A 22,508-nucleotide genomic window follows, 5' to 3' on the forward strand; every position below is an offset into this window, starting at 1 on the left:
GTCAGATGTGGTTCTGCCACAGGGGCGCGTAGGAGACCAGCCAAGAACGTGGGTTGACGATCAAACCGATCCCGCGGGGCCTTAGGCTTCGCTGAACGCTCGGGCTGCCTTGTCCCAATGCAATCCGGTCTGCGTGGCGATCAACTGCATCTGCTTGTTCAGGGACCGATCGTTCAACCGGCGGCTCAGGCTACGCAAGGGCACAAGATTGCGCTCGCCATAGCCGTCGATCAGGACAAACATCGGCACATCGTCGCGCAGACCGTAAACCACGTTCTGCGCATGGATATCACGGCCCACGATTTGAAAATCAAACAGCTTTTGCACAAAGCTGTTCAGCTTGGCCAGCGTCTCGGGGTCAAGCGGACCTTGCGCGCACAGCGCCTTGAGGTCATGCGCCAACGCACCATCTGCGCCATCCATCCGCTCAACCACAACCCCCGGCCCGACATCTGTCTGCACCACACCAAATGATCGCGCCAGAGGCAGCCGGGCGACATCAAGCCCGCTTTTCAACGCGGCTTTCATCTCGCACTCCAGCTCTTTCAGCGCGTTGCGATAGGTTGAATCCGGCAACAAACGCCGCACCAGTCGCTTGGAAAATGACCGATTTCGCCGTGTGCGCGGCCGCGTGACCTTAACCAGCAAGTCAGGATGATCGGGGCAGGCGTAAACATTCCGGTGCCCACCCGTGGCCACAAGGTCATGATCCGTCAGGTGCAACAGGCGCACTGAAAAAGGCATTTGGGATCCGTTTCAAAAAACACAAAATCTAGAGGGCTTGGTACACCAAATCCTGCCGAGCGTCAGCCTCTGTAACAGTTTTGCGTCAGAAACGTTAATCCTTGCCCTTCAGGACATATTTGCAGTCGCAATAGGGGCATTCGACCCAGCCGGTATCTTCTGGGATTTGCAGCCAGACACGCGGATGGCCCAACGCACCTTCGCCGCCATCACAGGCAACTCGGGTGGATTCCACGATTTTGGTTTCCGGCGCTTCGATGGTCACGGCTGGCGATCCTTCTTCGGTTGTCGGCCTCGCGGGGCATATATCACTGCGTTTATGAGCGATGCGCAAACCGGGGGCAAGTACCGCATGCGCGATGCGGCAATCAGGATCATCGCTGGTTGGCAAAGGCATGTAGCTGCGCCCTCAAACAGGTTAAATGCGGTCGATCCGCGCCTGGTAGCAGTTGTTTCGCGCAGACCGAACGTGAATATAGGCGACATCTGACCGGGCGAATATCCCCTCAACCGCTGTCGCGATGCCCTGCGCCGGGGCAATCACCCCGGTGCCATAGACAATCCGGTCGTCCCCTCCATACCCCTTGATCAGATAGTCCGGCGCGGTGGTCAGGATTTCGGGCATTGCGTCGCCTTCGTACCGGTCGCACGGGCTGCTGCACAAAAAGATCGGGCCGGTTTCTGCGTAAGAATGTGTCTCTAAAAAGGGGCGATACGCCAGTATCAACATGCCTTCGCCCTCCGGAATGTTCTGCAAACAGTGCCGGCAGGGATTGCCTGCACCGGTTGAAATGGCCCGTTCGGGCGCAGTGCCGTAAGCGTCCGGCCCACCGGCTAGGAGGGCGCGCACCTCGTCGGTGGGCAGTGCAGTGATCTTGAACATGTCAGGCCTCTCTTTTTGCCCACCCTGCCCAGCGTCGCAAAGCCAAGCGACCCGTTTCCTGCGCAAAGGACTCGAAAAAGAACAAAAGGTGAATATAATATGGAATCGCCATGTATGCCGAGCTGTCGATCACGTCGAATTTCACCTTCCTCACCGGAGCGTCCCACCCCGAGGAATACATGGAGCGTGCCGTCACCCTGGGCCTGCCCGCCATCGCGATTGCCGACGACAACTCGGTCGCCGGGATCGTCCGCGCCCACACCCAAGCGCGCGAGATCGCCCGAAAGGTGCGCGAACGGTTGGAGTGGGAGGCGCAGAACACCTCTGTCGGCCCACCCTGCCCCGATCACATCCCCAAACCGCCTTCATACCCAATCCACGCGGTCCCCCGCCTGATCCCCGCCGCGCGGCTAATCTTTACAGACGCGCCCACCGTCACCGTCCTGCCCCTGAACCGGCAGGGCTGGGCCAACCTGTGCCGCATCCTGTCCGCAGGTCGCCTGCGGGCCGAGAAAGGTGACTGCATCCTGCATCTGTCCGACCTGATGGAGTTTTCCGACGGCCTCCACCTGCTGCTCTGGCCACAGGCGACCCCGTCACAGGGCGGCGCGGACGGATGGCGGACACAGGCGCAGCAGTTGACGCGCCGCTTTGCCGGGCGGATGCATCTGTTGATGCATCCCAGGTATGACGGTGCGGATAGCACATATTTTCCCTTATTAGAGACTGAATCAAGGCAACTGAGCATCCCCACCCTCGCCAGTGCCGCGCCGATGATGCACCACGGCACCCGCCGCAAGCTGGCCGATGTCCTGACCGCCATCCGCCTCCGTCGCAAGGTCGATGATCTGGGCCGCAATGCGCTGACCAATGGTGAACAGCGCCTGCGATCCGAGGCCGAAATGCTACGTATCTTCAAGGGTCATGAGGGCGCTGTCACCCGCGCCCATGCGCTCAGCGAGCAGCTCACCTTTTCACTCGATGAGCTGCGCTATGAATACCCCAGCGAGGGCAGCGAACAGGAAACCCCGACCGAACGCCTTTACCGACTGGCGCATGAGGGGTTGAAATGGCGCTATCCGGCAGGCGCATCGGAGAAAGCGCACAAAATGCTGGCGCATGAGCTGACCCTGATCGGCAAGCTGAAATATGAACCCTATTTCCTGACCGTCCGCGATATCGTCCATTTCGCCCGCTCGCGCGGCATCCTGTGTCAGGGGCGCGGTTCAGCGGCCAATTCGGTGGTCTGTTTCTGCCTCGGCATCACCGAGGTCAGCCCCGAGATGGGCACGATGGTTTTTGAGCGTTTCGTCTCTGAGGCACGGGACGAGCCTCCCGATATCGACGTCGACTTTGAACATGAACGCCGCGAAGAGGTGATCCAGCACATTTATGACCGCTATGGCCGCGAACGCGCGGGGCTCTGCGCCACGGTCGTGCACTATCGCGGCAAGCGCGCCATCCGTGAGGTCGGCCGCGCGATGGGCCTGACCCAGGATACGATCTCGGCACTGTCCTCGCAGCTCTGGGGGTTCTTCTCGGCCAAAGGGATCGAGGCCGAACGGATGCGCGAAATCGGCCTCGACCCCGAGGATCGACGGCTGAAACAGACTCTAATGCTGGTCAATGAGATCGACGGCTTTCCCCGTCACCTCTCGCAGCATGTGGGCGGCTTCATCATCACCGAAGGACGCTTGGACGAGCTTGTCCCCATCGAAAACGCCACGATGGAGGACCGCACGGTCATCTGCTGGGACAAGGACGACATCGACAGCTTGGGTATTCTGAAGGTCGATGTGCTCAGCCTTGGGATGCTCACCTGTATCCGCAAGGCGTTTGACCTGATCACACAGCACCACCAGACGGGCTATACCCTCGCCACCCTGCCGCCCGAGGATCCGACGGTCTATGACATGCTGTGCAAGGCGGACAGTGTCGGCGTGTTTCAGGTGGAATCACGCGCCCAGATGAACTTCCTGCCCCGGATGCGGCCCCGTAACTTCTATGATCTGGTGATCGAGGTCGCCATCATCCGCCCCGGCCCCATTCAGGGCGACATGGTCCACCCCTATATCCGCCGCCGGAACGGAGAGGAGGAGGTCAGCTTCCCCTCGGACGCGCTGGGCGAGGTGCTGGGCAAAACGCTGGGCGTGCCGCTGTTTCAGGAACAGGCGATGCAGATCGCCATCGTGGGCGCGGGGTTCACCCCGGAACAGGCCGACCGGCTGCGGCGATCGCTGGCGACGTTCAAAAAGCACGGCAATGTCAGCGAATTCCGCGCGCTGTTCCTGCGCGGGATGAAGCGGAACGGCTATGACGACGACTTTGCCGAGCGCTGTTTTTCCCAGATCGAGGGCTTCGGCTCCTACGGCTTCCCCGAAAGTCACGCGGCCAGCTTTGCGCTGCTGGTCTATGCCTCGGCCTGGATCAAATGCCACCATCCGGGCATCTTTGCCTGCGCGCTGCTGAACTCACAACCGATGGGGTTCTATGCTCCGGCGCAAATCGTGCGCGATGCGCGTGAACATGGCGTACAGGTGCGCCCGGTCTGCATCAATGCAAGTTTCTGGGACAATGTGATGGAACCCGACGGCCATGGCGGGCTGGCCCTGCGGCTGGGGTTCCGCCAGATCAAGGGCCTGAGCGAGGAAGACGCCAGTTGGCTGACCGCCGCGCGCGGCAATGGCTACCATCAGGTCGATGACGTATGGCGGCGCGCCGGGCTTGGCCCTGCGGTGATCGAAAGGCTGGCCGAGGCTGATGCCTTCGCCGCCTGCGATCTGACCCGGCGCGAGGCGTTGTGGCAGGCCAAGGCGATTGCCACCGCGAAACCCCTGCCGCTGTTCTCGCAGGATCTGGAGGGCGAGGCGCTGGATGAACCCGAAGCCTATCTGCCGCAGATGTCTTTGGGCGAGCAGGTGGTCGAGGATTACGTGGCCACCCGCCTCAGCCTCAAGGCGCATCCGGTGGCCCTGATCCGGCATCTGCTGACGCCCGAGCCGCGCGACAAAACCACGCCTGTTGACTAAACGCACAGCCGGGTATCCCCGAAACAGAGCCGAAACCCGAGACACAGATGACCCGACCCACCCTGCCGCCGCGCTTCCCTGCGACACCGGACCAGATCAACGCACAGGTCCGCGCCTTCTATGCCCGCGTGCGCGAGGATGCGGTGCTAGGACCGGTCTTCAACAAACACGTCCACGACTGGCCCGCGCATGAGGACAAGATCGCCGCCTTCTGGCGCAACGCCATCCTGTATGAGCGCAGCTATGACGGTAATCCGCAGCGGGTTCATATTGAACGTCCAGACGTTCAACCCGAGATGTTCGCCCATTGGCTCGACCTGTTCGAGGAGGTCGCTGCCCATACCCTACCGCCTGAAACCGCCACCCCGTGGGTCGCGCTGGCGCGCAGAATCGGCGTGGGGATGAAGGCCGGGGTGCAATCCGCGCGCCAGCCAAAGGACGCGCCGCCGATCCTGCGATGACCACAGATCATGGCGGCTTTGCCATGTTAGCGATAAAATAAGGGCTATGCGCCTCGCCAAATTGGGTTTAATCAACACAAAAGACAGCCCGGGGAATTCGTCCGCGCTGTAATGGCAGATCGCCGCCACACCGACCCAGTGACCGAGACCACAGCAATGAGCACTCAGAACACCACCCTCCGGGGACTTGGCTACGCGTTTCTTGGCTTTGCGGTTTTTGCCAGCCATGACGCGTTGATCAAGGTGCTGGGTGGCACCTACTCGGTGATGCAGATCATCTTTTTCGCCACGCTTTTCTCGTTCGTGCCAATGGCGGTGACGATCCTGACCGACCGGACCACCGGGAATTTCCTGCCGCACCACCCGTGGCTGGTGCTGTTGCGGTCCGGCCTGATGGTTACGGCAATGTCCTGCGCGTTCTACGCCTTTTCAGTCCTGCCACTGGCCGAGGTGTACTCGCTGCTGTTTTCCTTCCCGCTGATCGTAACAGTCCTGTCGATCCCCATTTTGGGAGAGGTCGTGCGCGCCCAGCGCTGGGCCGCTGTCGGCGTTGGTCTGATCGGCGTGCTGATCGTTTTGCGCCCTGGGGCGACAGACATCACGCTTGGCCATCTTGCCGCCCTGACAGCCGCGTTTTGCAGCGCGTTTGCGTCCGTTCTGGTGCGCAAAATCGGGAATGAGGAACGCTCGGCCGTGCTGATCCTCTACCCGATGCTGCTGGCCATCGCGGTGATGAGTCTGGCCCAACCCGCCGTCTACCTGCCGCCCTCGCTGTTGCATCTGGCGATGATGGCGCTGGTTGGAGTGTTTTCAGTCATCGCCCAGCACCTGATCATTCTGGCCTACCGCGCCGCGCCCGCCGGAGTTGTCGCACCCAGCCAGTACAGCCAGATCATCTGGGCCACACTGTTCGGAATGATCTTTTTCGGCGAACGACCCGACGGCTGGGTCGCGGTCGGGGCCAGCATCATCATCGCCTCGGGCGTCTTTGTCGTCTGGCGCGAAAGTCGGGCGAATACCTCATCGGTCAACACTCCGGTTCTGCGGGTGCGCTCGCCTCGGTCGGATACGGGGGCATCGCGACCGGGGTCATGAAGTAAGATTGAAAACGTCTCTTCCGCTAATTACCCATATGCTGGAGAATCTGGATCCCGGATTTTCACAACAATCTAAAGCCGACAACTTCCATTCTAGGTCTTCGAAATTGTCCCAATCTGTATTCGCGTAAATGAGAAGTTCATCAACGTTCGAGCTACACTTCTTTGCTTTTGAATAAATTGCCTTCTGAACCAGCCTACGAAAGTTACATTTTCGCTCTGGGTTCATTAAGTCAATTTCGCGAGTTACCGGATCGATGCTGGATTGAGCTCTTTTTTCAAAGGCAGTCCATTCTGCTTGTTCACTCGGATCGCTGGCCTCAACAACTTCAATTCCTATTTTACAATCCCGATTGATTAGTAGGAAATCTGGGTTTTCGCTCTCTTCAACTCGCACAGGGAACTTTAACATGTTGTTGTTGTTCTGAAACTCTAACAGAATCCGAAAGCAAAACCTTTCGAGCTCTTTCTGCCGCCCCCGGCGCTGCAAACGTGGAGGAGCCGAGATCCCCCACGTTTTTAGTACCAGCCTCAGTTCGTCGCTGTCACGCGCAACGAAAGCCTCAGTCATCAGTATACTACGACCGACCGGATGCTCTCACCCTTATGCATCAGGTCGAACCCGTGGTTGATGTCGTCCAAACCCATGGTGTGCGTGATCATCGGGTCGATCTCAATCTTGCCGTCCATGTACCAATCGACGATCTTGGGCACGTCGGTCCGGCCACGCGCACCGCCAAAGGCCGTACCGCGCCACGACCGCCCGGTGACCAGTTGGAACGGACGGGTTGAGATTTCGGCCCCCGCAGGTGCCACGCCGATGATGATTGATTCACCCCAGCCCTTATGCGCCGATTCCAGTGCGGTGCGCATCACGCCCACATTGCCGGTGGCGTCAAAGGTGTAGTCACCGCCACCCTTGGTCAGATTAACCAGATAGGGCACCAGATCGCCCTCGACCTCGGCCGGGTTCACGAAATCGGTCATGCCGAATTTGGTCGCCATTTCCACTTTGGCGGGGTTCAGGTCAACGCCGACGATCTGATCGGCCCCGGCCAGACGCAAGCCCTGAATCACGTTCAGGCCAATACCGCCCAGACCGAACACGATGGCGCGGCTGCCGATTTCCACCTTGGCGGTGTTGATGACGGCTCCGATACCGGTGGTCACGCCGCAGCCGATATAGCAGATCTTGTCGAAAGGCGCGTCCGGGCGCACCTTGGCCAGCGCGATCTCGGGCAGAACCGTGTGGTTGGCGAAGGTCGAGCAGCCCATGTAGTGCAGGATCGGATCACCATCCAAGGTCGAAAAGCGCGAGGTGCCGTCTGGCATTAGACCCTTGCCTTGCGTTTCGCGGATCGCCTGACACAGGTTGGTCTTGGGGTGCAGACAGTATTCACACTCGCGACATTCGGGGGTGTAGAGCGGGATCACATGGTCGCCCGGCTTTAGGCTGGTCACACCCGGACCGACCTCAACCACGACTCCGGCACCTTCATGGCCGAGAATGGCGGGAAACAAACCCTCTGGGTCGGCACCCGACAGGGTGAATTCATCCGTGTGGCAAATACCGGTGGCTTTGATCTCGACCAGAACCTCACCCGCTTTTGGGCCTTCAAGGTTCACTTCCATCACTTCCAAAGGTTTGCCCGCCTGAACGGCGACGGCGGCGCGGGTACGCATTGTACTTATCTCCGTGTCTGATTTGCCCCGACCCTGCGTTAATTGCAGGGTATTTTCAACTATGCTTTCGTGACAGATTGGCTAATTGTTTGATATTGCAGTAACGACGTTGTCAGTAGGAGAAACGCCAATGCATCGATTTTTTCCCGCGCTGGTCCTGTTGGCAGCCTGTGCTGAGACACCCGCGACCGAAGATGCCGCGACCCAGCCCGAAGCCGCGCCCGTTGATCTGGCCTTCTGTCAGGGCGAGGCATTTGCCGATTCCGTCGGCCAACCGGTCTCAACCATTCAGGCGCAGTTGCCGGAACGGTCGCGCGTTCTTGGCCCCGATGATATTGCCACGCAGGATTACCGTATTGACCGGTTGAACGTGTACATCAATGGCGCAGGGATCATTCAACGCCTGACCTGCGGGTAAGCGTGGACTCGGGGCGTGATTCTCGGATAAGAACAAAATGGGAACATTTTGATGTCTGCCGATGCCCAAACGCCGAATACTCTCACTCTGGTTCCCCCGTCTGGGGGCTGAACGGCTGGTACGCGCTGCGCGGGGGCTGCAGGATGGGCCTTTGGTTGTGGTGGCTGAACAGTCGAACATGCAGGTTGTCACCTCGCTGAATGATCAGGCGCAGGCCGCCGGGTTGCGCGTGGGCCAACCGGTGCGTGATGCCCATGCCATGTGCGCCGCCCTGATCACCCGCCCCCGAAACGCCCCGGCCGAGGCTGCCTTTCTGACCGCGCTGCGCCGCTGGGTGGGCAAGTTCAGCCCGTGGGTGGCCGAGGAAGCACCGGATGGCCTGATCGTTGACCTATCAGGCTGCGCGCATCTGTTCGGCGGGGAAGAGGCGTTGCTGAACGTGATCGAAACCGACTGCGCCGATATGGGTCTGAGCGTACAGATGGGCATCGCCGACACGCTGGGTGCGGCCTGGGCGCTGGCGCGATACGCGGGGCAAGAGGCCACGTCCGACCGCAATGGCGACGCCATCAGCCAAGAGGCCCGCGCCACCCGCGCCCGTGCCACCAAGCGACGGCACTGGACCAAGGGCGGGGCCGCACCGCAGGTGATGGCATTGGGCGGGGGCGCACGCATTGCGGCACCGGGGCAATCTTATGGCGCGCTCAGCCCCTTGCCCATCGCAGCGCTGCGGCTTGAGGATCAGGTGGTGGCACAGTTGAACCGTCTGGGCCTGCGCCGGATCGGGGATTTGCTGGGCCAACCACGCGCGTCATTGGCGCGGCGGTTCGGGCGGGGGCTGGTATTGCGGCTGGATCAGGCGATGGGCAGCGCGCCCGAGCCGGTCTCACCCGCCCGCCCGCCACATCACTTTGCGGTGCGGATGACCCTGCCCAACCCGATTGGCCTGACCGAGGATGTGATGGCCGCGATCGACCGGGTTCTGCCGACGCTCTGCACCAAGCTGGAGGAGAAAGCGCGCGGGGTACGAACATTGCGGCTTGAGGCGCATCGCGCGGATCAGGCAGCCGAGGTTATCGAGGTCGGTCTGGCCCGTCCGACTTATGATAAACACCGTATTCGGCCTTTGTTAGAGATGAAAATTGACAAGATCGACGCGGGCTATGGCATCGACATGTTGCGGCTTGAGGCGGTGCAGACCGAACCGATCCACGCCCGCACCATGACGGGCCATGCCGAGGCACGCCGCGCCGTGCGCGAGCGGCTGGACGGCAACACCGCCGTCGAGGATCTGATCGGCAAACTGGGCGCGCGGGTCGGGCTGGAGGCGATCACACGGCGGCACCCTGCGGCCTCACACATCCCCGAGAAGACCGCGCAGATACTGGCCGCCGCATGGTCAGAGCCCGCGCGCGACTGGCCTGCGCCGCCGCGCCCGCGCCCCTTGCAGATGTGGCAGCCCGAACCGGTGATGGCCCCGGACACTCCGGACGTGCCCAGCGCCTTTCGTTGGCGTGGGCGCGACTGGCAGTTGGCGCAGGCGACCGGCCCGGAACGGATCGCGCCGGAATGGTGGCTGGACGATCCCAACTGGCGCAGCGGCGTGCGCGATTACTGGGTGGTGGTGACCGAAGAAGGGGAACGGCTCTGGCTGTTCTACGGACATGGCGGCACCATGTCAGCGGGTTGGTTTTGCCACGGTCAGTTTTGTTAGAGTCTATTTTCCGCGATAAACAAGAATATCCGGCAGATAGTCGATCAATCGGATCACCCAAGAAAACGGAGCCGGGAAATCGGTGCGGAACCGACGCCGCGACATTGCCTTGACCACGCGCGCGGCCGCATCCTCGGGCGTCATCAGCATCGGCATCTTGAAACTGTTCTTCTCGGTCAGGCGGGTTTTGATGAAACCCGGATTGACGATCCGCACCGTTACGCCGGTTCCAGCCAGATCGTGTCGCATGGTTTCCGCCAAGGAAATCAACGCCGCCTTGCTTGCCCCATACCCGATAGCGGCCGGCAGACCGTGATAGCCCGCCAAAGACCCGATCAGGGTGATCTCACCGCGACCGGCTTGAACGAATCCCGGGACAGTTTCCCCCAACACCCGAACGGCACCCAGATAGTTGACATCGCTCATGGCCAAGGCCGCTTCGGTGTTCCAGTCAGCACTGCGCATCGGATCATAGGCGCCCGCATTATAGACCAGCCCATCGACAGGCCCGGCCTTGGCCACTGCGCCACGAACAGAGTCTAAATCGGTTACATCCATCGGAATCGGCCGGGCATTTGGAAGCGCTGCGCAGATTTCGTCCAAACGGTCCGCATTGCGCGCGGACAGGATCAGATGCGCCCCCTGACAGCCAAGCGCGTCGGCCAGAGCACGCCCCAAGCCTTCGCTTGCGCCGATAATCCAATAGGTTTTTCCATCAAAGCTGCTCATGCGCCGACCGTTTCGTTCCGTGTGATGCTTTTACGGCCACGCCAAGGCAATGGATCACGCGCCGGGACCGGAAATGGGCCTCAACGCCTAAAGATTTTGCAGTGCTCATAGCTGAATTTCTCATAACCCGATTGATCCACCCCGGCCCAGTCTGCGTATCTTATTGTAAAATGTCACATAACGAGGCTTGAATGTTCGATGAATCCCGGGGCGTCCGGAAAAAAATCGCAGTAATTGGCGCAGGAATCTCAGGTCTCTCCGCAGCTTACTACCTTTCAGAAAACAACGACGTGACCGTCTTTGAGGCCGAGCCCAGACTGGGTGGCCACGCCAGAACGGTGATGGCGGGCAAGAATGGCGATCAGCCGGTGGATACCGGTTTCATCGTCTTCAACTATGTGACTTACCCCTATCTGACCAAACTGTTCGATGAGCTGAATGTTCCCGTCATCAAGTCGGAAATGAGTTTTGGTGCGACAATCGACAATGGCCGCATCGAGTATGGCCTGAACAATCTGCGCACGTTGACGGCTCAGAAACGCAATCTGGCGCGTCCGGCTTATTACAAGATGATCGCGGACATCCTGCGGTTCGGCAAAGAGGCCCCCATCGCCGCGCAGGACGATGACACCACTATTGGTGAGCTGGTCGACCAACTGCGTCTAGGTCACTGGTTCCGCCACAATTACCTGATGCCGATGTGCGGTGCGATCTGGTCCACGCCAGTCGAGTTCGTGGATCAGTTCCCGGCGCGGTCTCTGGTGCAGTTTTTCCGCAACCACGCGCTTTTGGCCAGCGGACGCGCCAAACAGCACCAGTGGTACACGGTCAAAGGCGGCAGTATCGAATATGTCCGCCGCATAGACGCCGCCTTGCGCGGGCGCGGCTGCGACATCCGCCTGGCCGCACCCGTCGATCACGTGCAGCGCGACGATACCGGTGTCACGGTTCACAGCCAGGGTCAGATCGACCAGTTTGACGAGATCATTCTGGCCACCCACTCTGATCAATCGCTGGCCATCCTTGGAGACAGCGCGACACCGGCCGAAAGGGACGCTTTGGGCGCGATCCGGTATCAGCCGAACACCGCGATCCTGCATTGTGACCCCCGCCAGATGCCCCGGCGACGCGCGTGCTGGTCCAGCTGGACCTATCGCTCGCAGGCTGGAAACGTGGGCGTGACATACTGGATGAACCGCCTTCAGAACATTCCCGACAGCGATCCATTGTTTGTATCGCTCAACGCGGGTTCAGAAATTCCTGCGGATAAAATCTATGACCAGGTCGAGTTCGCCCATCCGGTGTTCGACAAGGCAGCCCTGAAAGCACAAGGGCAAATCCGCGAGATGCAGGGACAGAACCGAACCTGGTTTGCCGGTGCTTACAACCGGCACGGTTTTCACGAAGACGGGATCGCCAGTGCGATGCATGTCGTCGGGCTTTTGAACGGCGCCCCGCAAACCCTCGGAGCTGAAAATGGCATTCTTGCAAAAGATCCGGCCATCCCTGTCTCAGCGGATCTGTGATACGTCACGCGCTGCGCTGGTCTGCCTTGTCGTGCTGATACCGGGCGGGCTGGCGGCCTCGCCGATCTCGCAAACCCTATCCAGCCCGCAGCAGATCGGCAGCGCGACCTTCCGGTTTCTGGGCATACCGGTTTACGACGCCCAGCTTTTCACTCCGAACGGCGCGGCGTTCAGTTGGGACGCCGATTTTGGCCTGAAGCTGACATATCGGAAGACGCTAAAGCAAAAGGCTCTGGTCGAGTCCACGTTGGAGGAGATGGCGCGGCAGGGAAACCCCGCGCCGTCGCAAAGCGCGCTTCAGCAGTGTTACAAGGCGGTCGGCAAGGGCGATAGCTATATCGCGATATCCGAAGGCCCCAACAAGGTCGGGTTCTGGCGCAACGGCCAAAAGACCTGCACCCTGTCCTATCCCGGCGCAAAACGCGCCTTCATGTCCATTTTCCTTGGCGCAGACACGCGAAGCGCCAGCTTTACCCGCCAGTTGAAGGGTCAGTGATGCTGTACCCGCGCGTCAGTCTCTATGCGCTGATGCTCGCTGCGGCGGGTATTCCGCTGTACATTCACCTGCCGCGTTTTGCTGCCGTCAATCTGGGCATTGGGCTGGGGGTCATCGGAACCGTGCTTTTGGTAATCCGTCTGGTGGACCTGATACAGGATCCGCTGATCGGCTGGGCCATAGATCGCTGGCCGCGGGCGCAGGCGCTGTTTGCGACACTTGCCGCACTTGGCCTCGCTGTTGGGTTTCCATTGCTGTTTTCCCTGCCCGATGGGGCAAAGCTGCCTGTGTTAGTGTCTGTTTTGATACTTCTCTTTTCCGCCTACAGCCTTGGGACCATCCTTCTATACGGCCGCAGCGCGACGCTGGCGAAACGCGCGGATGCCAAAGACCTGATGACCCTTGCGGCCTATCGCGAAGGCGGGCAACTGGCCGGAGTCGTTCTTGCCGCAAGCGCACCCGCCCTGTTTGTGGCCTTTGGCGCAAGTGCGCAGGGCTACCCTGCTTTCGGTCTGTTTCTGGGTGTTCTGGCAATCGTCACGCTGATCGTGACCTTTCCCATCTGGCAGCGCACCCCGATCACCGGTCAGGGATTGTCGCTTACCGGGCTAGGACAGTCCGGAGCACTGCGTCTGCTGGCGCTGGCACTGATCAACAGCTTGCCCGTTGCGATAACCTCGACTTTGTTTCTGTTTTTTGTGGAAGACCGTCTGCAACTGCCCGGCAAGGCCGGTCCACTGCTGATCCTGTTTTTCCTCAGCGCCGGGGCAAGCGTTCCCTTGTGGGCACGACTCAGCAATCGAATTGGCCCGAAACAGACTCTGATGATCGCGATGCCACTGGCGATTGCGGGGTTTATCGGCGCGGCCTCGTTATCCGCCGGAAACCTGACAGGATTTGCCCTGATCTGCCTTGCCTCAGGCGCGGCGTTGGGCGCGGACATGGTCGTGCTGCCCGCTATGTTTTCGGTCGCCCTGACCCGTGCTGGTCTGAACGCGTCCGCTGCGTTTGGCATTTGGTCTTTCGCTGGCAAGCTGGGCCTTGCGCTCGCGGCCTTCTTCACTCTGCCGTTGCTGGAACGCAGCGGCTTTACACCAGGACAAACCAATTCGGCGGCGGCGTTGCAGACGCTCAACCTCGCCTATGCCGTTCTGCCCTGCATCCTGAAACTCGGCGCGTTTGGAATGGTCCTGACGCTGCCAACTGAGGTATCAGCCAAATGACTTTCATTGCCGCCCTTCTACTCACCATCCTCGCCTTTCTCATCGCCAGAGGCCGCTTTCTGAGCTTTCGCGCGCAGTCGCCTGCGGACTATGCCGGGACCGGACCCACGTTCAAAATGAAAGAGGCTCTCAACGGAGAAATCCTGTCCGAAGGTCTGATCTATGGGCCCAACGGCAAGATGTCGAACAGCTTTGTCGCCCGCATGGTCGGGGAATGGGACGGAAACACCGGAACGCTGTCCGAATACTTCACTTACTCCAATGGCAAGGAAATGACCCGCAAATGGTATCTGACACTGGGCACCGGGAACACCTTTACCGCAACAGCGGATGATATCGTGGGCGAGGGGAAAGGCACGATTTCGGGCGCGACCGTCAAACTGACCTATCGCATCATGCTGCCAGAAGACGCCGGAGGACATACGCTGGATGTAACGGACTGGATGTACCTGACCGAAAACGGGGTGATCATGAACAGGTCCGAGATGCGAAAATTCGGCTTCAAGGTCGCTGAACTGGTCGCAACGATGCGCCCCGCACCCGAGGCAAAGGCCGCCCATCTGAACGGCGCGAATGGGTATGACAACGCGTCAGAAGCGAGGGCGGTTCAATGAACTGGCGGCGCTTTCTGATCTCGGCGATTGCAATTGTCGGCGTGACCGTTCTGGCATCCTGTTCGGCCAAACCCCGCGTGCCCAAAACCTTCTTGTCTGATCGCCAGTTGAACCTCGAGGAGTTTTTTGAAGGCAAGACCGTTGCATATGGCCAGTTTCAGGACGTTCTGGGCAACGTCCCCCGCCGGTTCACCGTCGATATCCAAGGCACTTGGGACGGTGAAACTCTGACGCTGGTTGAGGATTTCGTCTATGACGATGGGGCCACGGAACAGCGGATCTGGACGCTGACCAAAACGGGTGATGACACCTGGACCGGCACCGCACCCGGCGTTCTTGGAACCGCCAGCGGAGTAGAGCGTGGAGACACGTTCAACTGGAAATACAAGATCGACCTGCCCGTCAAGGACGGCACGATGCGGGTCAATTTCGATGACTGGATGTGGCTGCTGTCGGACGATCGCCTGCTGAACCGCGCCTATGTCTCTCGGTACGGCGTCCGACTGGGCGAGGTCATTCTCTTTTTTGAAAAGAAGTAGAAGGTTGAAACAAGAAAGGGCGGGTCCGAAGACCCGCCCTTGAACCTTGATGGTTCAGGTCAACTTAGAAGTTGAACTGAGCACCGAAGTCAGCACGGATACGGCCATCGTCGTCACCGTCCTTGATTTCGCCGACTGCGCCGCGCAGCGATGCACCGCCGCCCAGGTCGTAGATGGCGCCAACACCGATGTTGCGGGTGTCGTCGTCAGCCGAACCGTCGCCGTAAACCAGCTGCAGGGTGGTCGCTGCGCCCAGGTCGTAAGCAACCGAGAAACCGTATGCGGTGCCGTTTTCTGCGTCTTCGATGACGTCATCGTCTGCAACGAACAGGGTGCCGTAGAAGTCGCCCAGTTCAGCGCCCAGCGTGAAGACGGTCAGGCTTTGGTCTTCGCCGTCAACCAGATCGGTTTGACCGTAGGCCAGCGATGCGGTGATGTTGTTGAAGACGTAGCTTGCGAAGATGTCCCAACGGTCTGCGTCTTGCGGTTGACCCGCCAGAGCCAGGGTGCGCTGGTCATACGAAGCACCGAACGACAGGTCGCCAACTGCGTACTGGAAGAACACGCCGTTTGCGCCCGAACCGGTCGAGCTGTACTCGAGGAACGAGTAGTTAACGCCCGAGTACTGACCCAGGAACTGCTCCAGGCCCGGCTCGGTACCGAAGTAGTCACCCAGGTTGTCGAACGAACCCGAGACGTTGCCAGCGTCAACACGCAGGCCGCTGTAGATGACCGAGAAACGTGCGCCGTTCAGACCGGCTTCGTTTTGCTCACCATTGCCCGCGTCGTCGTCAGCTTGCAGACGAACACGACCCTGGAATTCAACGCCGCTGTCGGTTTCTACGTTTGCGTCGATGTTCAGACGGAAACGCGAGACCAGGATGGTGCTGTCGGTGTCGACTTCTGTGGCTACTGCGTCAGGGTCAGCTACACCGCCGGCTCCGCGGACGATGTCGCCGCTTGCGGTGGTGGTGAAGTTCGCAACTGTACCAGTGCGATCTTCTTCATAGCCAAGACCGAAGCGGCCGTAACCGCTGAACCGGATTTCCGCTGCGGCAACGCTTGCGGTTGCAAGCAGCGCAGTCGATGCAAAGAGAACTTTTTTCATGGTTAGTCCATAAGTTTTTTGAGAGGAGTATAGCCGCGCTAGAGCGGCTGCCCGCGTATTCGTTCAAATTCGCCATGCGCACAATGGACGCGCACAAATTCTTTCCCTCGGCGTCGGATTCTGTTGCAACCTTGCACATACCCATAGTCCACACCGCGGAAACCTAAGCGCATGTTTATATAGGGTTTTTCCTGCATCTATGCGATTGTTACAAAAAGTTGACTAAAAAAATATGATACCCCCTCTTTAAATCACTTTGGGACTACCAGTGTTACGCCAAATCGGAGTTTGTGATCACAAGCGTATAAGGCGAAGAACATCGTTAAAAACAAGATTCGTGGCGTCGTGCAGCCAGAGCGACGGTTCGACTGTCGCAGCGGGTAAGACGCGTTACGACGCAAGAGTCAGAGCATAGTCAGTTACTCGTATAGAAAAACGACAACTTGCGGCTCGCACCACCTGGCGGAGGTGGAAATGGAGACGCCGCGCGCACCTGTGCCTTGGCCGCCCGGTCAACCTCGGGTGATCCTGAACTGTCCACCACGTCGACCCAGGCCAAGGTGCCATCTGGATTAATCTCGAAAAAGACCTGCGCAAATCCACGAGCTGACACGAACACGACCGGTGCCCTGTTGAGATGCACCAGAACCCGCCCCGCATAGTTGGTGGTGTTCGAGTTTCCAGGGCCGCGGCCACCTGAACGTGTTCCGGTATTTCCCGAAGTGAAAGCGTCAATCCCCCTCCGCTGATAGGTCGTCAAAGGTGACTCGATCTCTTGCGACGGGAACCGAAGGTTGCTGAAGTCCCGCGCCCCGTTCGGAACCCCTTGCCTTTGTGTGGCAGCGCTGCGTTCGGGGCGCTGTGGTCGTATCGAAGATGTCACGGCCAGCTCCGAGGCTTCGTCTGCCGTTTCCGGGTTTGATGCGTCCGGTACGTCCGGTTCAACGGCCTCACTTTCCAGCGGAACAGCCGGTACCGTCGAAACCTCCGGAATAGGAGCCACTTCTGGCGCTGGTAAAGCCGCGAGTTGCTGCGAGGGTGCGACCGGCTGGGTTTCATCCGGACCGGCTGCGGAGTCAGGCTCACCTTGTGGCGTTTCAACCACCTCCTGCGGCGCAACCGGCGGTGTTTCGTCGATGTCCTCGCTGGCGGTCTTGTCACCATCGGACGTGCTCTCGGTTTCGGCAACGTCAGGCTCGACCGGTTCGGTCGCCACGGGGTTCACCACCTCTGCAGAGCCCAGATCAGGCGAGGGTGTAACTTGCGGGTCCTCCGACGCCACGAGCGCTTCGCTGACGGGGACTTCCGGCGGTTCCGGGGGTTCTTCGGCCAACGGCTCGGGGGCTTCATTCGGTTCTGGTTCAACCGGCTCAATGCTGTCTTCGGCCAACTCCTCGAACGAATTTCCCAGCTCGACCTTGTTGTCCGGGCTTGCACCTGCCGGTTGCTCGGCCAGTCTTGGCGCAGTGAATGTCAAACCCATCACGTGCAGAAGCAGAGACACAAGTATGGCGACAGCCGCTATGACGACCGATCGCCGGATCATTCCAGCGCCTTTTCAGTAACGACATACACGGACGTTGCACCCAGCCTGCGCAAATCCCCCGTCACCTCGACCAGACGCGGACCAGAGGCCGCCCGGTCGGGCACAATACGCACCGCTCCGGGTTCGCGACCGTCCATATAGCTTTGAAGGTCGATGTCCTTGCCGCGAAAGGTGATCCGACCGTCCCTGTGAAGAACAAGGGCGTCCGGCGGCTCTCGCCCCTGAAGGTCCGATGTGTCCACGAGATTCAGGTCGGGATCAAGCGGCGACGCCACGGTTCCCGCGATGAGAAAGAAGATCAGCATCAGAAATATGACGTTGATCATGGCAATGGTAGAGTCGCGCTTGCGGCGAGGGCGTTTGAAACGGATCATTCCAGCACCAGAACTCTAAGCCCATCGCGTCCGCGCAGCCGGACCAGCAGGTCAACCAATCGCTGCGCCGTCGTGTCGGGGTCAAGGCTGACAAGGACCTGCCCTGTTTCCACCTGATCGCCCAGCTCATTCAATGTTATAGGCGCGCCGTTCAAGTCCAGCCGTTCGGCACCGAGCTGCACGAAATGCCGTTCGGCCTGTGCCTCGGAAGCGGCTCCGCCGCCTGTCGCATTGCTCAGCTCGATCTCGCCGTATTTGGAGAATGTCGAGGATAGCATGAAAAACAGCAGCAGCAGAAAGATCACGTCGATGAGCGGAGTCATCGACAATGGCCTACGGACAAAGGGTGCCCGGTTACGCATGTTCAGCCGCGGCTAGCGCGGCTTTGGTCTCGGCCGGGTTGGACATACCCTGACCCGGCACCAGCACCGTGCGCAGCGCCTTGTCCGCGAAAACCCGTTCCCGGGCCGTGCGGCTTTCAAACCATGAAAGAACCATCGACGTGGGCATCGCAACCGCAAGTCCGACCGCCGTTGTCACCAGCGCGACCCAGATGCCTCCGGCCAGCAAGGATGGATCAACCGATGACCCCGCAGACTGAAGGCTCTGGAAGGCTTCGATCATCCCAAGCACCGTTCCGAAAAGCCCCAGCAGGGGCGCAAGCTGCGCCACCGTGTCCAACAGTCGGAACCCGCGCTCAAGCCCGGCAAGGGCAAGCCCCGCCTCTGCATCCAGTCGTTGATCAAGACCGGGCGCGGCAGGTGCATCCATAGCGGCCCCAACCAAGGGGGCAAGGTAGCTGCGGCTTTCGGCCAATCGCGCCCGAGCACCCTGCGTGTCGCCGTTGTCCCATGCAGCCAGCGCCTCAGACAGAACACGGTGGCGACCGACACCCGAAGCCGCAAACTGCCATAGTTTGTAAAGGGTAACCGCAAGCGTCACCACGGACATTGCGATGAGAATTCCAACGACCGGCCCGCCAAGGGCCAGTATATCACGAAGGGCGATCAGCGGGCTCATCCAAGCAACTCCACATCAGTCCGGCTATTCAGCTTTAGCGCGTCATCACAAAGCTGACTGTCTGTCCCGGCAACAACACAGGTGTTTGCCCCATTGATCAACGCTTGGCCCAGCCCATCACAGGTCAGACCCGGCAAATCAAACTGGCGCACACGGGGTCGGTCAACCGGCAGGTCACGGAAATTGAACAGCGACAAGCGGACCACACTGCCGGACGCATCGAAAATCACCGTTTCAAAACTGACCGAGTCGATTGCCTCTCCGGTCTTGTTGTCGACCAGAAAGGTAAGCCGGCAGGCACCCTCGACATCCTGAACGGTATTCAGCTCCATCAAAAGGCCGGACTGCGCCGCCCCTTCGGATTGCGCCTGCGCTATCATTGGAAAAGAAACGGTTATCGCGGCAAGAGCCAAACGGCGAAACGTCATTTATGCGCTCCCAGTTGTGCAACACAGGCATGGACGACCGGCGCGCATCGCCGACGCTTTAACCGTCATATCCAAGACGAACAGAGCGCGAAAGGGCAACCGACGCCATTGTGATTAAAGGCACAAGACAGATGTTTCACAAACCACAGCGCAAGCCGTCCAAAGGGGGCCGTGCGCAGGGGTACAAGGCTGGCTGAATTGGCGCGAATGAAAGGTCGGGCAGCGTCACTTACCCATGATTTACTGCGACGGCTCCTGGGCTTGATAATTGACCATTGCGCAGGCAATCAGCCATTCCATCACGTTGGCCTTGATGTCATGCTCTGACGCCTTTGCGATCGTTCGGCTTTCAAATATCTGAGCGTATATCGGCCAGGCCAGTTGGTCAGCCGGATAGATCGACCCTTCTGTCTTGTGGCGCTCCCATTCATACAATGTGCCGCCTGTCACTCCAAAGCTGATTAGGCCAGGAATAGGCGGTTTTCCCCTTCCGTCGAGATACAGCGGGTCGGCATAATCCCTATGCCCCAACCCCTGAACGAAACTCACGTTGGAAGGATTGCAGCCTAGCCCGAACCACATACCTTCGATCACGGCGTCCCGCATTTCAGCCGGAATCTCACCATTGGCTGCGTAGTACAGCGCGTAGTGCGCAGCCCTCCAGTTAGAGCCCGGCCCGAAACGGAGCCATCCAAGACCCCATGGGTATGTGGCCGTACTGTGCAGCCCAAAATCACGACCCATGCGTTCCGAGTTCTTGATGCGATTTACTGTCCACCATTTGATCGCATTGACGATATCGGGCTTGGTGGGCCTGCCTTCCTTGGCGGCCTGCAGATATTCGAAATAGGAAAACTGAAGGACTTCCCGTTTTATGTACTCAATCGGCTCGTCCGACATCGGGGCAAAGGGATTGTAGTCCTCAAATACCTTCTGGGCGGCCGCGTCTCCGCTGGCGCGAAAGACACCTGCCGCAGCAGCGACGCGCGCCCGTGAAACGACGCTGACCCATCTTTCGCGCTCTGGGTCGGGTTCTTGTTGCGCGGTCGTATCCTGAGTCTCTGACGCCTCCTGCACAGGTTTGGAAAGCGCGCCGTAGGGATCCTTGGACAGAAATTCCTGTTCTGCCCAATTCCATGCGCGCAGAGATTCCTGTATGAGCTCATCGCCAAGCGCGTGGTCGCCGCACACCTGCTTGATCACAAGCCCAAGCTTTGCCGCACTGCGTGCAAACAGATATCCAGCCCAATCTTCCGGCCCGTAGCAGTAGGTAATCTGAACGGGATTCCACGAAACAGAGCCGAAAATCCCAGATTTTGAGTACTCAACACCGCCGCTGACTCCGCCGTCTTCGCGCTGTGTTCTGCGCCAAAGCGAAATACCCCAAAGCGCCTCGTGAATGAGATCAGGCAGAACCGTTTCTCCGTCACCCCGATCCGAGTCATTCTTACGTGCCTTGACGCTGTCGTCGGCAAAGGACCTGCCGCTTTCGGGGATGTTCAGATCCAGAGAACGCGCATACTCGAACGTCTCGATGATATGAGCCATGTGATAGATGACTTCCGTATGCTGAATACGGCGATCCCAGTCTCCGGCGTCGTGCCAGCCGCCCCAGGCGTTGGGATTAAGGTGCTCGGACCAAGCTGCTGTTGCCCCCTGCGCACCGCTGTTCCCGTGTGGTTGTTCACGCAGCGCCTTTTCTGAACTGGCCTCGCCGTACCCGTCGGTCTTATTTCCAATCAGCACATCCGTCTGCCACACCAGTAAACCGTCTTCGGGGTGGCCGTTGCGAGGGCGCGTTCTGCCTTCTCCGTATGGTTCCGCAATTTCGCATCCTGACCGCTGATGAAAATACCATCGCGCCACCAGCCTAAGCGCCTCGGCATAAGGAGCAGCCGAAATCTTGAAGGGGAATGAGACTCCCAGCTCATTCACTTGCAAACGGTATTCGCCTTCACCATCCAGATCCGAAAAGTCAGCCTCGTAAATATCACAACCGTTGAAGTTGTCCTCGCCCCGGTGCGGCTCGGTCGCTGGCTTTGCCAATTCAAGCGTTCCCGTGCGCACAACCGTGCCATCTTGTTCGTTTATGACGCTCCACCCGGTTTGGTTTGAAAGGATTGCATCGGTGTTACCGCTGTTGCCGTCCTTGTCATGCCCCCACCACTCTCCGACATATCCCTTTTTGGGTCCGGTCAGCGGGTATCCGGCGTGGCAGACATGTACGGCTTCGCTGAAGGCCGTTTTTGACTTTTGGCTTTCGATTTTTGAAACGGATGGGCCTTCCACCGAGATGGTAGCGCCGTCCGGCACCGGTCGGTCCAGAATAAATGTCAGGATGTGCCGCTTGGTGCTGTCCCAACGGCCCACATCCAGAGCCACAGTGCGAATTGGAACGGATTTGCGATAGACCACCAGGACATTGACTGCTGCGCCGTCGACGAGAACCGTCCATTTCGAGGGCTGGTCCGCCAATGATCGCTTCTGGTGCGGTTCGGGTCCGGTGCGAAAGCCTGACAGCCTGCTTCCCGGCACCTCTGTCGGCCAGGCCATGAACAACTGGGGCTGCGTCACGTTCGCGTCGCCCGAGAAATACCCCTTCTGCCCATTGAGCCGGCCGACAGAGCCGAACGAGTCGTAAGGATCAGGAGCCCATTCCCGCGTATCACCCGGTTTTACCTCGACACTCTGCGGGTGATCAAAAAGCGTGTCTACCAAGGTGACCTGGACGATGTCACCCCCAACAAAGCTGATCGCGGGTTCAACCGAAATACCCGGATTCAGGACTGAGGCCAACGCACTGGCGAAGGGCGCGGCAAGTGCCAGCGCGGTGCCCTGAAGCAAAATGGCACGTCTAGAAAACGTCATCTGCCGCA

The 22,508-nt window shown here is 59.6% G+C and carries 23 protein-coding genes; 10 read left to right on the top strand and 13 right to left on the bottom strand.

Going from position 1 to position 22,508, the window contains the following annotated elements; all coding sequences use genetic code 11:
- Positions 1-81: 81 nt before the first annotated feature.
- The 3 genes from ACR0B7_RS09315 to ACR0B7_RS09325 form a co-directional block, all read right to left on the bottom strand.
- A complete protein-coding gene (locus ACR0B7_RS09315) occupies positions 82-744 on the bottom strand; it encodes a YrbL family protein (RefSeq protein ID WP_170483460.1) in 663 nt (220 codons plus the stop codon).
- 94 nt (positions 745-838) lie between these two features.
- The gene (locus ACR0B7_RS09320; RefSeq protein ID WP_170412992.1) at positions 839-1,009 is read right to left on the bottom strand and encodes a zinc-finger domain-containing protein; all 171 of its coding nucleotides are present in this window, start codon (positions 1,007-1,009) and stop codon (positions 839-841) included.
- 153 nt (positions 1,010-1,162) lie between these two features.
- Positions 1,163-1,627, bottom strand: coding sequence for a DUF1203 domain-containing protein (locus tag ACR0B7_RS09325; protein ID WP_170483458.1), 465 nt, complete (start codon positions 1,625-1,627; stop codon positions 1,163-1,165).
- Positions 1,628-1,737: 110 nt separating this feature from the next.
- On the opposite strand from ACR0B7_RS09325, the gene ACR0B7_RS09330 reads away from it, so the two are divergent.
- The 3 genes from ACR0B7_RS09330 (at position 1,738) to ACR0B7_RS09340 (ending at position 6,212) form a co-directional block, all read left to right on the top strand.
- Positions 1,738-4,656: an error-prone DNA polymerase gene (locus ACR0B7_RS09330; protein WP_170576741.1), complete on the top strand. Its 2,919-nt coding sequence runs from the start codon at positions 1,738-1,740 to the stop codon at positions 4,654-4,656.
- Between the two features lie 47 nt (positions 4,657-4,703).
- Entirely contained in the window at positions 4,704-5,117 is a 414-nt protein-coding gene (locus tag ACR0B7_RS09335; RefSeq protein ID WP_170483454.1) for a group III truncated hemoglobin, read from the top strand.
- 156 nt (positions 5,118-5,273) lie between these two features.
- Positions 5,274-6,212 carry a DMT family transporter gene (locus tag ACR0B7_RS09340; protein WP_170483451.1) on the top strand — a complete coding sequence of 313 codons (939 nt, stop codon included), beginning with the start codon at positions 5,274-5,276 and terminating at the stop codon, positions 6,210-6,212.
- Here the strand turns inward: ACR0B7_RS09340 and ACR0B7_RS09345 are convergent.
- Together ACR0B7_RS09345 and ACR0B7_RS09350 are read right to left on the bottom strand one after the other, a co-directional pair.
- A complete protein-coding gene (locus ACR0B7_RS09345) occupies positions 6,207-6,785 on the bottom strand; it encodes a hypothetical protein (RefSeq protein WP_170483449.1) in 579 nt (192 codons plus the stop codon). The genes ACR0B7_RS09340 and ACR0B7_RS09345 overlap by 6 nt on opposite strands.
- Complete coding sequence (locus tag ACR0B7_RS09350) at positions 6,785-7,897, bottom strand: S-(hydroxymethyl)glutathione dehydrogenase/class III alcohol dehydrogenase (protein WP_170412324.1); 1,113 nt, start codon at positions 7,895-7,897, stop codon at positions 6,785-6,787. The genes ACR0B7_RS09345 and ACR0B7_RS09350 overlap by 1 nt, the downstream gene beginning before the upstream one ends.
- Before the next feature lie 130 nt (positions 7,898-8,027).
- Here ACR0B7_RS09350 and ACR0B7_RS09355 point away from each other — a divergent pair, with 130 nt between their 5' ends.
- Positions 8,028-8,315 (top strand): I78 family peptidase inhibitor, encoded by a 288-nt coding sequence (locus ACR0B7_RS09355; protein WP_170483446.1) that lies wholly within the window; start codon positions 8,028-8,030, stop codon positions 8,313-8,315.
- A gap of 61 nt (positions 8,316-8,376) precedes the next feature.
- Positions 8,377-10,029, top strand: coding sequence for a Y-family DNA polymerase (locus tag ACR0B7_RS09360; protein WP_170483444.1), 1,653 nt, complete (start codon positions 8,377-8,379; stop codon positions 10,027-10,029).
- Between the two features lie 3 nt (positions 10,030-10,032).
- Here the strand turns inward: ACR0B7_RS09360 and ACR0B7_RS09365 are convergent, their stop codons facing one another.
- Entirely contained in the window at positions 10,033-10,758 is a 726-nt protein-coding gene (locus ACR0B7_RS09365; protein WP_170483442.1) for an SDR family NAD(P)-dependent oxidoreductase, read from the bottom strand.
- Positions 10,759-10,949: 191 nt separating this feature from the next.
- On the opposite strand from ACR0B7_RS09365, the gene ACR0B7_RS09370 reads away from it, so the two are divergent.
- From ACR0B7_RS09370 to ACR0B7_RS09390, 5 genes are read left to right on the top strand one after another with little or no spacing between them, the layout of a single operon-like run.
- Positions 10,950-12,284, top strand: coding sequence for an FAD-dependent oxidoreductase (locus ACR0B7_RS09370; RefSeq protein WP_170483440.1), 1,335 nt, complete (start codon positions 10,950-10,952; stop codon positions 12,282-12,284).
- A complete protein-coding gene (locus tag ACR0B7_RS09375; protein WP_170483438.1) occupies positions 12,235-12,780 on the top strand; it encodes a hypothetical protein in 546 nt (181 codons plus the stop codon). Before ACR0B7_RS09370 ends, ACR0B7_RS09375 begins: the two co-directional genes overlap by 50 nt.
- Positions 12,780-14,003 (top strand): MFS transporter, encoded by a 1,224-nt coding sequence (locus ACR0B7_RS09380; protein ID WP_170483435.1) that lies wholly within the window; start codon positions 12,780-12,782, stop codon positions 14,001-14,003. The genes ACR0B7_RS09375 and ACR0B7_RS09380 overlap by 1 nt, the downstream gene beginning before the upstream one ends.
- On the top strand, positions 14,000-14,617 hold the full coding sequence (locus ACR0B7_RS09385; RefSeq protein WP_170483433.1) for a DUF3833 domain-containing protein: 618 nt from the start codon (positions 14,000-14,002) through the stop codon (positions 14,615-14,617). Before ACR0B7_RS09380 ends, ACR0B7_RS09385 begins: the two co-directional genes overlap by 4 nt.
- Positions 14,614-15,156, top strand: coding sequence for a DUF3833 domain-containing protein (locus tag ACR0B7_RS09390; RefSeq protein ID WP_170483431.1), 543 nt, complete (start codon positions 14,614-14,616; stop codon positions 15,154-15,156). Before ACR0B7_RS09385 ends, ACR0B7_RS09390 begins: the two co-directional genes overlap by 4 nt.
- A 64-nt stretch (positions 15,157-15,220) precedes the next feature.
- Here the strand turns inward: ACR0B7_RS09390 and ACR0B7_RS09395 are convergent, their stop codons facing one another.
- From ACR0B7_RS09395 to ACR0B7_RS09425, 7 genes are all read right to left on the bottom strand, one after another.
- Positions 15,221-16,264, bottom strand: a complete 1,044-nt coding sequence (locus tag ACR0B7_RS09395; RefSeq protein WP_170483429.1) for a porin — start codon at positions 16,262-16,264, stop codon at positions 15,221-15,223.
- A 415-nt stretch (positions 16,265-16,679) separates the two neighbouring features.
- Positions 16,680-17,810, bottom strand: coding sequence for an energy transducer TonB (locus ACR0B7_RS09400; protein WP_170483427.1), 1,131 nt, complete (start codon positions 17,808-17,810; stop codon positions 16,680-16,682).
- The gene (locus ACR0B7_RS09405) at positions 17,807-18,184 is read right to left on the bottom strand and encodes an ExbD/TolR family protein (RefSeq protein WP_170387901.1); all 378 of its coding nucleotides are present in this window, start codon (positions 18,182-18,184) and stop codon (positions 17,807-17,809) included. Before ACR0B7_RS09405 ends, ACR0B7_RS09400 begins: the two co-directional genes overlap by 4 nt.
- A complete protein-coding gene (locus ACR0B7_RS09410; RefSeq protein WP_170483425.1) occupies positions 18,181-18,507 on the bottom strand; it encodes a biopolymer transporter ExbD in 327 nt (108 codons plus the stop codon). The genes ACR0B7_RS09405 and ACR0B7_RS09410 overlap by 4 nt, the downstream gene beginning before the upstream one ends.
- A gap of 31 nt (positions 18,508-18,538) precedes the next feature.
- Complete coding sequence (locus ACR0B7_RS09415) at positions 18,539-19,204, bottom strand: MotA/TolQ/ExbB proton channel family protein (protein WP_170483423.1); 666 nt, start codon at positions 19,202-19,204, stop codon at positions 18,539-18,541.
- Positions 19,201-19,632 (bottom strand): hypothetical protein, encoded by a 432-nt coding sequence (locus ACR0B7_RS09420; RefSeq protein ID WP_170483420.1) that lies wholly within the window; start codon positions 19,630-19,632, stop codon positions 19,201-19,203. The genes ACR0B7_RS09415 and ACR0B7_RS09420 overlap by 4 nt, the downstream gene beginning before the upstream one ends.
- 240 nt (positions 19,633-19,872) lie before the next feature.
- Complete coding sequence (locus tag ACR0B7_RS09425) at positions 19,873-22,500, bottom strand: cellulase N-terminal Ig-like domain-containing protein (RefSeq protein WP_170483417.1); 2,628 nt, start codon at positions 22,498-22,500, stop codon at positions 19,873-19,875.
- Positions 22,501-22,508 lie beyond the last annotated feature (8 nt).

Source organism: Ruegeria sp. BB6 (assembly GCF_056539385.1).